The 12272-nt window shown below is 64.0% G+C and carries 14 protein-coding genes and 1 riboswitch; of the genes, 12 read left to right on the plus strand and 2 right to left on the minus strand.

All coding sequences use genetic code 11. The features are described 5' to 3' along the window. The first annotated feature begins 45 nt into the window (after positions 1-45). The 6 genes from ACOJSJ_RS09480 (at position 46) to ACOJSJ_RS09505 (ending at position 4908) form a co-directional block, all read left to right on the plus strand. Positions 46-1251 carry a murein hydrolase activator EnvC family protein gene (locus ACOJSJ_RS09480; RefSeq protein ID WP_420144751.1) on the plus strand — a complete coding sequence of 402 codons (1206 nt, stop codon included), beginning with the start codon at positions 46-48 and terminating at the stop codon, positions 1249-1251. Between the two features lie 144 nt (positions 1252-1395). After that, the gene (locus ACOJSJ_RS09485) at positions 1396-2760 is read left to right on the plus strand and encodes a S41 family peptidase (protein WP_420144737.1); all 1365 of its coding nucleotides are present in this window, start codon (positions 1396-1398) and stop codon (positions 2758-2760) included. Positions 2761-2831: 71 nt separating this feature from the next. Beyond that, a complete protein-coding gene (locus ACOJSJ_RS09490) occupies positions 2832-3326 on the plus strand; it encodes a disulfide bond formation protein B (RefSeq protein ID WP_420144752.1) in 495 nt (164 codons plus the stop codon). Continuing rightward, entirely contained in the window at positions 3323-3877 is a 555-nt protein-coding gene (locus ACOJSJ_RS09495) for a demethoxyubiquinone hydroxylase family protein (protein ID WP_420144738.1), read from the plus strand. Before ACOJSJ_RS09490 ends, ACOJSJ_RS09495 begins: the two co-directional genes overlap by 4 nt. A 13-nt stretch (positions 3878-3890) precedes the next feature. After that, entirely contained in the window at positions 3891-4430 is a 540-nt protein-coding gene (locus ACOJSJ_RS09500; protein ID WP_420144739.1) for a hypothetical protein, read from the plus strand. A gap of 88 nt (positions 4431-4518) precedes the next feature. Continuing rightward, a complete protein-coding gene (locus tag ACOJSJ_RS09505) occupies positions 4519-4908 on the plus strand; it encodes a hypothetical protein (RefSeq protein ID WP_420144740.1) in 390 nt (129 codons plus the stop codon). 16 nt (positions 4909-4924) lie between these two features. On the opposite strand, the gene ACOJSJ_RS09510 is transcribed toward ACOJSJ_RS09505, so the two are convergent. Continuing rightward, positions 4925-6517 carry an amidase gene (locus ACOJSJ_RS09510; RefSeq protein WP_420144741.1) on the minus strand — a complete coding sequence of 531 codons (1593 nt, stop codon included), beginning with the start codon at positions 6515-6517 and terminating at the stop codon, positions 4925-4927. Continuing rightward, positions 6514-6912 (minus strand): DUF1801 domain-containing protein, encoded by a 399-nt coding sequence (locus ACOJSJ_RS09515; RefSeq protein WP_420144742.1) that lies wholly within the window; start codon positions 6910-6912, stop codon positions 6514-6516. Before ACOJSJ_RS09515 ends, ACOJSJ_RS09510 begins: the two co-directional genes overlap by 4 nt. A 33-nt stretch (positions 6913-6945) precedes the next feature. Beyond that, positions 6946-7052: riboswitch (yybP-ykoY riboswitch) on the plus strand. A 99-nt stretch (positions 7053-7151) separates the two neighbouring features. Here ACOJSJ_RS09515 and ACOJSJ_RS09520 point away from each other — a divergent pair. The 6 genes from ACOJSJ_RS09520 to ACOJSJ_RS09545 form a co-directional block, all read left to right on the plus strand. Beyond that, on the plus strand, positions 7152-7730 hold the full coding sequence (locus ACOJSJ_RS09520) for a TMEM165/GDT1 family protein (protein WP_420144743.1): 579 nt from the start codon (positions 7152-7154) through the stop codon (positions 7728-7730). A gap of 136 nt (positions 7731-7866) precedes the next feature. Further along, the gene (locus ACOJSJ_RS09525; RefSeq protein ID WP_420144744.1) at positions 7867-8793 is read left to right on the plus strand and encodes a complex I NDUFA9 subunit family protein; all 927 of its coding nucleotides are present in this window, start codon (positions 7867-7869) and stop codon (positions 8791-8793) included. A gap of 105 nt (positions 8794-8898) precedes the next feature. Further along, positions 8899-9708, plus strand: coding sequence for an undecaprenyl-diphosphate phosphatase (locus ACOJSJ_RS09530; RefSeq protein ID WP_420144745.1), 810 nt, complete (start codon positions 8899-8901; stop codon positions 9706-9708). A gap of 167 nt (positions 9709-9875) precedes the next feature. Further along, positions 9876-11327 (plus strand): NAD(P)-dependent oxidoreductase, encoded by a 1452-nt coding sequence (locus ACOJSJ_RS09535; protein ID WP_420144746.1) that lies wholly within the window; start codon positions 9876-9878, stop codon positions 11325-11327. After that, positions 11324-12082: a DUF2059 domain-containing protein gene (locus tag ACOJSJ_RS09540; protein ID WP_420144747.1), complete on the plus strand. Its 759-nt coding sequence runs from the start codon at positions 11324-11326 to the stop codon at positions 12080-12082. Before ACOJSJ_RS09535 ends, ACOJSJ_RS09540 begins: the two co-directional genes overlap by 4 nt. Further along, a partial coding sequence (locus ACOJSJ_RS09545; protein ID WP_420144748.1) for a hypothetical protein occupies positions 12082-12272 on the plus strand: 191 nt, incomplete at its 3' end. The genes ACOJSJ_RS09540 and ACOJSJ_RS09545, both read left to right, overlap by 1 nt.

Here is a 12272-nt window from a genome sequence, read left to right on the forward strand (position 1 = left end):
GGGACAGGGCATCGGGTGAAGCGCAACATCCTCATCGCAGGCGGCATGGCGGGGCTGTTGGCTCTCGCCGCCACGCGCCTGCCCGCTGCGCAGGACGGGGCCATCATCCTGTCGGGCAATGCAGGCACCACGCTGGCGCAGGAACAGCAGGCGCTCAAAAATGCGCGGCGCCAGTCGGACGAAGCCCGCGATCGTTCCGCGCGCCTCGAACAACAGGCGACCGCCGCCCGCGACGACGCCGAACAGGCCCGCCGCCGCGCCGCTGCGATCGCCGCCCGCATCCAGCAGGCGGAGGCGGATATTCAGGCGGCACAGGCCCGCATCGCCATTATCGCCCGGATGCAGCGCGCCCAGACCGCCCGCCTTGCTGCCCGTCAGGAACCCGTCGTGCGCCTGACCGCCGCGCTTCAGATGATGGCCCGCCGCCCGCTCACACTGGCGCTGGTACAACCCGGATCGGTGGCAGACGCCGTCCATATGCGCGCCGTACTGGGACAGGTGCTGCCCGTCATCGAACAGCGGACCGCTGGCCTGCGGCAGGAACTGGACAGGAGCCGCGCGCTGCGCGCCACGGCGCAGCAGGCTGCCGACGCCCTCACCAAAGCCCAGACCGACCGCAAGGATCGCCAGACCGCGCTCGCCGCGCTGGAAGCGCAAAAGCGCGTCGCCGCGCGCGACTATCGCGCCAATGCGGGGCTGGAAAGCGAACGGGCGCTGGCGCTGGGCGAACGGGCGCGCGACATTGTTGACCTGATGGACCGGCTGGAGGAAGCAGGCGACCTGCGCGATCGGCTCGCTGCGCTGTCCGGCCCGCTGTTGCGACCCGCACGCCCGGATCAGGCCGCCGCCCCCGCCCCCGATCGCGATCCCGCCGATTCAGGTCCGCCCCCCTATCGCCTGCCCGTCATCGGCCAGCTGGTCACCGGCATGGGCGAAGTCAATGACGGCGGCGTCCGTTCCCGCGGCCTGACCCTCGTCACCCAGCCGGGCGCACAGGCGATCGCGCCAACCGCCGGGCGCATCGCCTTTGCCGGTCCCTATCGCGATTATGGCCAGATCCTGATCATCGACCATGGGCAGGGCTGGACCACGCTCATCACCGGCCTGCACCGAGTCACCGCGCAGGTGGGCGACGCCGTGCGACAGGGCGATCCCGTCGGCGTCACCGGCGCGGGCCGCGCCAGCGTCACCGTCGAACTGCGCCGCAACGGTCGCCCGGTGGACATCGTGCCGCTGGTGGGGCTTGGCTAACCGCGTCATGAACCGACGCTCCTGGCTGACCGCGTCATTAACGCGACGCTCATCGACGCTGCGCGACATTGGTCGAAGCGAGCTTTTGCGTTGACGCGCGAATCATCCTATATCGGACCCCTGATGCACACTCCCAGGACAGCCATGAAATCCACCTTCCTCCAGGGCGCCGTCGCGCTTGGTGCGCTTGCGCTCATCCCCGCCACCACCGCCGCGCTCGCCGACGGGGAAGCATCGAGCTACAAGGCGCTCGATGAATTCATGGACGTGTTCCAGAAGGTGCGCAGCGACTATGTGGAAAAGGTCGACGACGAAAAGCTGATCAAGGGCGCGATCGACGGCATGCTGGCCAGCCTCGACCCGCATTCCAGCTTCCTCGACGCGCGCGATTTCCAGAACCTGAAAACCCAGACGGAGGGCAGCTATGGCGGCCTTGGCCTGTCGGTCACGCAGGAAGATGGCGCGGTCAAGGTGATCGCCCCGACGCAGGATACCCCGGCATGGCGCGCGGGCATCAAGGCGGGCGACTATATCACCCATATCGACGGCCAGCTCATCTATGGTGGCACGCTGGACGAAGCGGTGGAAAAGATGCGCGGCGCGCCGGGCACCAGCCTGAAGCTGACGCTGGTCCGCACCGGCCGCGACAAGCCGATCGAACTCACCCTGACGCGGGAAATCATTCAGCTCAAGCCCGTCAAATGGGAAGTGAAAAATAATATCGGCGTCATCAACATCGTCAGCTTCTCGGCCAATACCGGCGCCGACGTCCGTTCGGCGATCCGCAGCATCGACAAGAGCCTGGGGCATAAGCCCACCGGCTATATCCTCGACCTGCGCTCCAACCCCGGCGGTCTGCTGGACGAAGCGGTGACGGTCAGCGACACCTTCCTCGAACGCGGAGAAATCGTGTCGCAGCGCGGCCGGGCGAAGGGCGACGTCGAACGCTATTATGCGAAGCCCGGCGACGATGCGAAAGGTCTGCCGGTTATCGTGCTGGTGGACGCGGGTTCCGCGTCGGCGTCCGAAATCGTGGCTGGCGCGCTCCAGGATCAGCACCGCGCGCTGGTGATGGGCGAACGCAGCTTCGGCAAGGGCAGCGTGCAGACCATGCTGCCGCTCAGCAGCACGACCGCGCTGAAACTCACCACCGCGCGCTATTACACGCCATCGGGCCGCAGCGTTCAGTATGGCGGCATTCAGCCAGACATCCGCGTGCCCCAGCTGTCTGACCCCGATTACAAGAACCGGCCCAAATTCCGCGAAAGCGACCTGCGCCGCCACCTGATCAACGAGATCAAGACCGACGACAAGGCGCTGGAAGAGGATGTAAAGGACGATCCGCGCTTCGCCATGTCGGCCGAAGACCTCAAGAAAAAGGGGATAGAGGATTTCCAGCTCGACTATGCGCTGAAAACCATTTCCCGCCTTGCCAGCACGCCCGGCGCAACCATCGCACAGGCGCAAACGCCCAAAGCCGCGACGGCGCGAAAGCCGGGCGCTAAATAATCGTCCGCTTTGGGGTTAAACCCCTGCAAGTTCAGCATGACGAAAGCATGGCAAGGGTTTAAGCGGGCATGATGAACAGCCTGTCCCCTTCCCTTGCAAAGGCGCTTGCACTGGCGCTGGCCGTGCCGGTCGTCATGCTCGCTGGCGCCTATGCCTTTCAATATCTGGGCGGGCTTCACCCCTGCGAAATGTGCTGGTGGCAACGCTATGCCCATATGGCGGCGATCCCGCTGGCGCTGGTCGCTTATGCTACACGCGGCCAGGCCTGTATCAGCGGCTTGTTTGCGGGCTTTGCCGGTATCGCGGTCGGCATCAGCGGCCTGATCGGCCTGTTCCATGCCGGGGTCGAATATGGCTGGTGGGAAGGGCTGACCACCTGTTCCACCGCACCCACCGGCGGCAGCGCGGCGGACATGCTCAGTCAGATCATGGCCAGCCCGATCACGCGCTGCGACGTCGCCGCCTGGAAAATGCTGGGCATTTCCATGGCTGGCTATAACGGCCTCTTGTCCGGGGCGGCCGCACTCGCCATCTTGACCCTGCTCCTGAAAGCGAGGAAGGCATGAACGCGCCTAAGGATTTCCCCCGCCCCGGCAAAAGGTTGAGCGATGCCGACCGGGCTTCCATGGTGCGGATCGATCAGGCGGGCGAATTTGGCGCCGTGCGCATCTATGCCGGGCAGCTGGCGGTGATGGGCGATCGCCATCCCTATGGCCGTCTGATCGCGGGCATGGCCGCGCAGGAAGAACGGCATCGCGACGCCTTTGACGCGATGATCGCCCGGCGCGGCGTGCGCCCGACCATCCTTGCGCCCTTCTGGAACGTCGCCGGTTTCGCACTCGGCGCGGTGACCGCCGCCATGGGGCCAAAGGCCGCCATGGCCTGCACCGCCGCCGTCGAAACCGAAATCGACAAACATTATGCGGATCAGCTGGAGGCTCTGGGTCAAGAAGACCCGGAACTCTCCACCGCCATTGCGGATTTTCAGGCGGAAGAGGTGGAACATCGTGAAGCCGCTTTGGCGCATGGAGCCGAACAGGCGCCAGCCTATCCGCTATTGTCGGGCGCCATCCGATTGGGATGCCGCGCGGCCATCGCGCTTTCGAAGCGTTTCTGAACGAGGACGACCGATGATGAAGACCCCGATGATCGCAGCACTGATGATGCTGGGCGCATCCGTCCCCGCCATGGCGCAGGAGGCCGCTGGCCCGGCCGATACCGAAAAGGTCAATATCGTCATCGTCTATGGCGACGATGCCTGCCCGCAAAGCCAGGGCGACGACATCGTCGTCTGCGCGCGCAAGGAAGAAAAGGACCGATACCGCATTCCCGAACCACTGCGCGGCAACCCCAACGAGCCGAGCAAACAGGCGTGGGGAGAACGCGTCCGATCGATGGAATATGTCGGCCGTCAGGGCACCGAAAGCTGTTCCCCGGTGGGCAGCGGCGGCGCGACCGGTTGTTTCGCGCAACTGTCGCGCCTTGCCAAGGCGGAACGGCAGGCACTCGACAATGCCAGTTGGAAGGATCTGGTCGAGGCCGAACGATCCAAGCGCCTGTCCACCATCGACGCGGACAGCGAAGCGATCGAAGCGCGGGTAAAGGCTGAGGAAGCCGCGGAAAAGGCGGCCGAGCAACCGCAGGCCAAACCGCAGCAGCCGCAGAAATGACGGCAAAGGGGCGCGGGCGGCGTCCCTGACAGGCAATCGCCGGCCATGGGCACGTTAGGCAACGACAGGGGTTTGAAGGACTGTTTCCATGCGTCGATACGCCCTGCCACCTCTGATCGGCCTGATGCTGCTGCCAGCAACGGTCGTGGCACAGCCCGAACCGCCGCCAGACCGGATCATCAACCTCACCGTCTATGGCGATGATGCCTGTCCGGAAAGCAAGGGCGACGAAATCGTCGTCTGCGCCCGGCGGCCTGAATCCGAACGATATCGCATTCCCAAGAAACTGCGTGAAAAGCCCGCCGTCGCGGGTGGCCCCGGCTGGGGCAGTCAAGTTGCGACGATGGAAGAAACCCAGCGCAACGCCGGGCCCATGGGCTGTTCCGCGATTGGCGGATCGAATAGCGGCTGTTTCGCACAGATGATGGCCAGATGGTTCGCCGAACGCCGGATGCAGGAAAGCAAGGGCGAACCTTAAGCGATCCTCCAGATCGCTACTGTTTTAAGGCTGCGCCGCCCCCCTCCAGTTCCGGCCCCGCATCGACGGTCGGGCGGAAATCGGGCTTGATGGCGATCTTCGCCGCCTGTTCATAGGCCAGCCCCGCGTCCAGCAGCGCCTGTTCGCCATAGGCCGAACCGATGAAGCTCAACCCCACGGGCAAGCCGCGCACCAGCCCCATCGGCACGGTCAAATGCGGATAGCCAGCAATGGCGGCGGGTCCGGTGGCGCCACCCGGCCCTTCATATTGATCACCCCATACCGTATCCGACGGCCAGGCCGGGCCATAGCTGATCGTTACCAGCATATCGACGCGATAATCCTGCAACATCGCATCGATCCCTTGCCGTCCCGCAAGCCGCAACGACTTTTCCCGCGCCGTGCGATAGGCAGGATCGTCCAGCCCGCCCTTCGCCTGCGACGCGATAAAGATGTCCTGCCCGAACAAGGGCATTTCTTCGTCCGCATGCGCCGCATCGAATGCGATCAGCGCTTCGAGCGTACGCGCGCCCACCTGATCGGACCGGGTCGATGCCAGATAGGCGTTCAGATCCGCCTTGAACTCATATTGCAGCACCTCATAGCTTGCCGCAGACATGCCTTCCATCGGTGGCTTCTTCACCTCCACCAAAGTTGCGCCCAGCCCCTTCAACACCGCCAGCGCCGCTTCGTACCGGGCCAGCAATTCCGGCTGCGCGCCGCCGCGCAGCACGCCGATCCGCATCGTCGCGATCTTTGCCGGGTTGAGGGCGGCTGCATAATCCTTCGCATGGGCCATGGCATCGGCGGTTGTCGGATCGGCCGGATCGCTGGCGATCAGCGCCGACAGCAGAAGCGCGACATCGCGAACCCGGTGCGCCATCGGCCCCGCCGTATCCTGACTATGGCTGATCGGCACGATATGGGTTCGCGGGATCAGGCCGATGGTCGGTTTCAACCCCACCAGTCCGGTCATCGATGACGGGCAGATGATCGACCCGTTGGTTTCGCTGCCGATCGCGGCGGGTGCGAAACCGGCCGCGACCGCCGCGCCCGATCCGCTGGACGATCCGCAGGTCGTGCGATCCAGCGCATAGGGATTGCGTGTAAGGCCGCCGACCGCGCTCCATCCGCTAAGCGACCGTTCCGACCGGAAATTGGCCCATTCGCTCAGGTTCGTCTTGCCAAGGATGACGGCGCCTTTCGCGCGCAGCGACGCTGCGACCGGTGAATCCCTGTTCTGGTCGTTGCGGGCCAGCGCCAGCGATCCGGCGGTCGTCGGCATGCCCGCAGCCTCGATATTGTCCTTCAGCAGGATCGGCACGCCATGGAGAGGCCCGCGCAGCCTGCCCGCACGCCGTTCCGCGTCCAACGCTCGCGCCTCGGCAATGGCGCGCGGGTTGATGGCGATGATGCTGTTCAGCCGCGGCCCCCTGCGGTCCATTACTGCGATCCGCTTCAGATAGGCCCGCACCGCCTTCTCGCTGCTGATACGCCCTGCCGCCATGTCGGCCGACAGCGTCTCTATCGTGGCATCCTCCATGCCCCGCGCCCCGGCAGGAGACGCGGCCAGCATCATCATGGCGATGGCCGTCAACCATGGCTTCATCGTGGATATGTCCTGTCCATATGGGCAAGACTCCGGACGATCAGCGACTCCAACACCGCCATATCGACCTGCGCCAGGCGCTTGATATACAGGCAGCCCTTGCCCCTTCTATGCTTGCCAAGCGGGGTGAAGTCCGCATCCTCCAGCCCGGCGAGGTACAAGACCAGTTCCGCCTTGCGCGGGGAAAAGCCGACGCGGCAACTCTCCCCTTCACGCCCGCTGTCGTAACGATAATGATAGCGGCCAAATCCGATGATGCTCGGTCCCCACATGCGCGGCGGTTCGCCCGAAAGGCGCGCCATCATCGCCACGGCGATACGACCATCCGCCTGCCGCTCGGCCGGTTCGACCCGCGCCAGAAAATCTTCGACCGCCGCCTGATCTCCATCCGCCATGGCTTGCTTTCCCTATCGGTTCGGCCTAGAGGCTAGCGCGTCATCTGGGGAGTAGCCAGCCGTTCCGTGGGAACGGGCCATGCGTCAACATATTTGGTCGAGAGGCCATGGCGTATGGGATGCGGATCGAAATCCGCATCGGGCGAGACCAATGGCATCGGCGTTTTCCTGTCCGGCCGGGCGGAAAGCGACGATGGCATTGTGTCGTCCATCCTTGCCCGGCCCCGGATAGTTTTGACATGGATGCCCTCTTCACCTCCGCTGCGCTGGTCGCGCTCGCCGAAATGGGAGACAAGACCCAGTTGCTCGCCATGCTGCTCGCCACCCGGTTTCGAAAGCCGGTGCCGGTCATCATGGGCATATTCGCCGCGACCATCGCCAATCATTTTCTGGCGGCCCTTGTCGGTCATTCCATCGCGGGCGTGCTGACGCAGGACTGGTTTCGCTACGCGGTCGCCCTTTCCTTCGTCGCCATGGCCGCATGGACGCTGGTACCCGACAAGATCGATGAGGATGCGCCGCTCAAGGTTCCATCGAAAGCGGGCGTTTTCGTGACGACCCTCATTGCCTTCTTTCTGGTCGAAATGGGCGACAAGACGCAGGTAGCGACCGTCGCCCTGGGCGCGCGTTTCGACAATCTGGCGGCCGTCACCATGGGCACGACGCTGGGCATGATGCTCGCTAATGTACCCGCCGTCCTGTTCGGCGAAGCGCTGGCGAAAAAAGTGCCGATGCGCGCGCTTCAGGTCGGCGCAGCGTTGCTGTTTCTGGCGCTGGGTCTGTGGATGCTGGCCGATCTGCGGAGCTGGATCGGTTAAAGCATGATGATGTCGACCGGAACCGCCAACGGCTCGCATCAGGCGAAAAACAAAACACAGTTGTCAGCGACCGGCACCTGTTGCAAGGGGTTGGGCAGAGTCATTCCCCTTGGTTGAAACATATGGGACGCGCGTGATGAAGGACAGTCTGGTTACGATCTTCGGCGGCGGCGGCTTTCTGGGCCGTCAGGTCGCGCAGGCGCTGATGGCGCGGGGCGCACGCGTGCGCATCGCGCAGCGCGATCTGGCCGTCGCGGTCAAGGTGAAGGCGCTGGGCAATCTGGGCCAGAGCCAGTTTGTGGGCGCCGACATCCGCAAGCCGATCACGGTCGAACGCGCCATTGCAGGCAGTGACGTCGTCATCAATCTGGTCGGCGTGCTGAACGGCGATTTCGACGCCTTCCATCATGAAGGCGCCGCCAATGTGGCAAAGGCCGCGACGGCGGCAGGCGTGAAGGCGCTGGTCCATATCTCCGCCATCGGCGCGGATGCAGGCAGCCCGTCGGCCTATGGCCGATCGAAAGCGGCGGGCGAGGCAGCGGTTAAGGCCGCCTTCCCGACCGCAACGATCATCCGCCCGTCGATCATCTTTGGCGCGGAGGATCAGTTCCTCAACCGCTTCGCCCAGATCATCGGATCGGCACCCATCATCCCCATGATCGGCGCGGATACGAAATTCCAGCCAGTCTATGTCGCCGACGTGGCACAGGCGATCGCCAACGCCGCCGAAACGCCCGGCGTCCATGGTGGCAAGACCTACGAAGTCGCCGGACCGCAGGTGATGAGCATGAAGGAGGTCAACCTCTGGATCGCCAAAGCCATCGGTCGCGACAAGCCCGTCGTCGAAGTGCCCAGCGCCATCGCATCGCTGCTGGCACTCCTGCCCGGCGGCCCGATCACCCGCGATCAGCTCGCCATGCTCGGCCGCGACAACGTGGCTTCGGCCGGATCGCAGGGGCTGGACGCGCTGGGCGTTGCTGCAACCCCGATGGGCGCGGTCGCCGGCAAATGGATGGTCCGCTATCGTCGCCATGGCCGCTTTGCCGGTCGGGCGAGCGCCTGATCCAGCCATGAAGCAGGCGGGGCAGAAGTCGACCTCTTGCCCGCCCCTCTCACTCCTCCCCGCATCCGGGGAGGATTTTTTATGTCACGTACCTAGGGATCACCCATGGACCTGCATTATCTGACCGTCATCCTGCTGGGCATCGTGGAGGGGCTGACCGAATTTCTGCCGGTATCCTCGACCGGTCACCTGATCCTTGCCAGCGAACTGCTGGGCTATGATTCATCGGTCTGGGCGATGTTCAACGTCGTCATTCAGCTGGGCGCAATTCTGGCGGTCGTGGTGCTGTACTGGCGCACATTCTGGGCGGTGGCGATGGGCCTTATCCGGCGCGAACCGGTCAGCTGGCGCTTCCTGCGCAATCTGGTGATCGCTTTCATCCCTGCTGCGGTGATCGGCCTTGCCCTGCATGACTATGTCGAAATCCTCCTCGGTTCGCCGCAGGTCGTCGCATGGGCGCTGATCGCGGGCGGCGTGGGCATCCTGATCATCGAACGGATGATCAAGGAACAGCGGTTTCACGGCATTGCCGACATACCCGTCGTTCGTGTGCTGGGGATCGGCCTGATCCAGTGCATCGCGATGATTCCCGGCGTCAGCCGGTCGGGCGCGACGATCATGGGGGCGCTGACCCTTGGGGTGGAACGGCGCACCGCAGCGGAGTTCAGCTTCTTCCTTGCCATCCCTACCATGTTGGGTGCGACCACGCTGGAACTGCTGAAAAAGGGCGATCAGATCACCAGTGCCGCCGTCGGTTGGGACAGCATCGCGCTGGGGTTCTTCGTATCGTTCATCGTCGCGCTGCTGGTCATCAAATGGTTTGTGGGGCTGGTGTCGAAACATGGGTTCGCGCCTTTTGCTTGGTATCGAATCATCGCCGGGACCACCGCCCTCCTCTGGCTGGCCGTAAGATAGTTCCGGATCGGACCTTATATCGCACCAATATTTGCGAACGTTTCGCAAATATTGCAAAAAACACCTTATAATTGGTCAGATAAACTGACCTAATTGCAAGAATCCCCGTGACTTCGCGGGTTTTGCTGCTATGTGCGCTTCAGCAACATAGTCAGGGAAGCAGGATCATGGGCGACAATCCGATGCTGAAATTTGTGGGTAAGGCACAGGCCTATCCAGAAAAGCGCGCAGCCGATGATCGCGCCGACGATTTCCTGGAAATCAGCAAGTCCTTCATTCTGGGCAAGGCGGAGGAACAGGCATCGCGTTGTTCGCAATGCGGCGTCCCTTATTGTTCGACCCACTGCCCGCTGCACAATCATATCCCCGACTGGCTGCGCCTGACCGCTGAAGGGCGGCTGCGCGAAGCCTATGAACTGTCCAACCTGACCAGCACCATGCCGGAAATCTGCGGCCGCATCTGCCCGCAGGATCGCCTGTGCGAAGGCAATTGCGTCATCGAATTTTCCGGCCATGGCTCCGTCACCATCGGTTCGGTCGAAAAATACATCACCGACACCGCGTGGAAGGAAGGCTGGGTCGAACCGCTGGTCCCCGGCGCGCCGAACGGCCAGTCGGTCGGCGTCATCGGTGCTGGTCCGGCGGGTCTCACCACCGCCGAATATCTGCGCGTCGCCGGCTATGACGTCCATGTCTATGACCGGCACGACCGCGCGGGTGGGCTGCTGACCTATGGCATTCCCGGCTTCAAGCTGGAAAAGGATGTGGTCATGCGCCGCATCCAGCGTCTGAAGGACGGCGGAATCGTCTTCCACGAAAGTTTCGAAGTCGGCCGCGACGCCACGCTGGGACAGCTGCGCGACAAGCATGACGCCGTCCTGATCGCGACCGGCGTCTACAAGCCCCGCGACATTCGCGCACCGGGCGTGGGCGCGCCGGGCGTCGTGAAAGCGCTCGATTATCTGACCGCCTCCAACAAGGCCGGGTTCGGCGATGCCGTGCCCGAACATGAGGACGGCACATTGCTGGCGACGGGCAAGAATGTCGTCGTCATCGGCGGTGGCGACACCGCCATGGACTGCGTTCGCACGGCGATCCGTCAGGGCGCCAAGTCCGTAAAGTGCCTCTATCGCCGCGACCGCGACAATATGCCGGGGTCGCAGCGCGAAGTCGCCAATGCGGAGGAAGAAGGCGTCGAATTCGTCTGGCTGACCGCGCCGATCGCGTTCGAAGGCACCGACCATGTCACCGGCGTCAAGGTCACGAAGATGCGTCTGGGCCAGCCCGACGCATCGGGCCGCCGCGCGCCGGAACCCGATCCGGGCAGCGAACATACGCTGGAAGCGGATCTGGTGATCAAGGCGCTGGGCTATGACCCCGAAGAACTGCCCCGCCTATTCGGCAGCGAAGACCTGTCGGTCACCCGCTGGGGCACGTTGCGCGTCGATCATAAGACGATGATGACCAGCGTTGACGGCGTGTTCGCCGCTGGCGACATCGTGCGCGGCGCAAGTCTGGTCGTCTGGGCGATCCGCGACGGCCGTGACGTGACCGACCATATGCACCGTTATCTGAAGGCCAAGGCAAAGGCTGCGGCCGGCGAAAGGGTCGTGGCGTGAAGCGCATCCTTCGATCCGGCCTTGCCACGCTGGCGCTGATTGCGGCGATGCCGGTCGCCCATGTGCAGGCGGATGCTCCTGTCGCGCCTACTCCTGCCGCATCCGACCCTGCCCGCGTGGCGGCGGCTGCCCCGGTCGTGCAGAAACTATTTCCTGTCGGCACCTATAAAAGGCTGATGGGCGAAAACATGTCCAAGATGATGGATGCGATGATGGGCGGCATGATGAAGATGCCGATCGCCCAGATCGCCCGCATTGCTGGCGTGCCCGAAGACAGCCTGAGCGACATGAGCGAAGCGTCGATGGAAGAAGTCAGCGCCATCGTCGACCCGCATTTCCGCGAGCGCACGAAGCTGGGCATGGATGCGATGATGGGCGCCATGGCGGACATGATGGACGGGTTCGAACCCAATGTCCGCGACGCGCTGACCCGCGCCTACGCGCGCAAGTTCGATGTGAAGCAGCTGGGTGAGATCAACGCCTTTTTCCAGACGCCGACCGGCAACCGGTTCGCGACGGAATATATGACGATGATGATGGACCCGGACATCATGCGCGAAATGCAGACGCTGATGCCGCAAATGATGAAGAAGATGCCCGATCTGGTCGCCAGCGCAAAGAAAGCCACCGACGGCCTGCCGCCGGCGCGCAAGATGGCCGACCTTTCGAAGGCGGAAAAGGACAAGCTGGCCCGGTTGCTGGGCGTAAAGGCCGATGAGCTGAATGACAGCCGGGCCGGTGAAGGGAGCGAATGATGACCGAACAGACACAGTTCATGGCCAGCCCCGAAGAGCGCGCACGCATCGCAGCCGAGGGCATGTATCACCCCGAAATGGAAGGCGACGCCTGTGGCGTGGGTCTGGTCGCCGCGACCGATGGCCGCCCCAGCCGCCGTGTCGTCGCCAGCGCCATCGATGCGCTGAAGGCCGTGTGGCACCGTGGCGC

Source organism: Sphingobium sp., from assembly GCF_048594625.1.
Classification (GTDB): domain Bacteria; phylum Pseudomonadota; class Alphaproteobacteria; order Sphingomonadales; family Sphingomonadaceae; genus Sphingobium.

Excerpts from the sequence above, each read along its gene's own strand:
- ACOJSJ_RS09480 (WP_420144751.1), top strand. The coding sequence starts at position 46 with ATGGCGGGGCTGTTGGCTCTCGCCGCCACGCGCCTGCCCGCTGCGCAG.
- ACOJSJ_RS09515 (WP_420144742.1), bottom strand. The coding sequence starts at position 6,912 with ATGGCGGATGGAGATCAGGCGGCGGTCGAAGATTTTCTGGCGCGGGTC.
- ACOJSJ_RS09485 (WP_420144737.1), top strand. The coding sequence starts at position 1,396 with ATGAAATCCACCTTCCTCCAGGGCGCCGTCGCGCTTGGTGCGCTTGCG.
- ACOJSJ_RS09535 (WP_420144746.1), top strand. The coding sequence starts at position 9,876 with ATGGGCGACAATCCGATGCTGAAATTTGTGGGTAAGGCACAGGCCTAT.
- ACOJSJ_RS09530 (WP_420144745.1), top strand. The coding sequence starts at position 8,899 with ATGGACCTGCATTATCTGACCGTCATCCTGCTGGGCATCGTGGAGGGG.
- ACOJSJ_RS09510 (WP_420144741.1), bottom strand. The coding sequence starts at position 6,517 with ATGAAGCCATGGTTGACGGCCATCGCCATGATGATGCTGGCCGCGTCT.
- ACOJSJ_RS09520 (WP_420144743.1), top strand. The coding sequence starts at position 7,152 with ATGGATGCCCTCTTCACCTCCGCTGCGCTGGTCGCGCTCGCCGAAATG.
- ACOJSJ_RS09490 (WP_420144752.1), top strand. The coding sequence starts at position 2,832 with ATGAACAGCCTGTCCCCTTCCCTTGCAAAGGCGCTTGCACTGGCGCTG.
- ACOJSJ_RS09505 (WP_420144740.1), top strand. The coding sequence starts at position 4,519 with ATGCGTCGATACGCCCTGCCACCTCTGATCGGCCTGATGCTGCTGCCA.
- ACOJSJ_RS09500 (WP_420144739.1), top strand. The coding sequence starts at position 3,891 with ATGATGAAGACCCCGATGATCGCAGCACTGATGATGCTGGGCGCATCC.
- ACOJSJ_RS09525 (WP_420144744.1), top strand. The coding sequence starts at position 7,867 with ATGAAGGACAGTCTGGTTACGATCTTCGGCGGCGGCGGCTTTCTGGGC.
- ACOJSJ_RS09495 (WP_420144738.1), top strand. The coding sequence starts at position 3,323 with ATGAACGCGCCTAAGGATTTCCCCCGCCCCGGCAAAAGGTTGAGCGAT.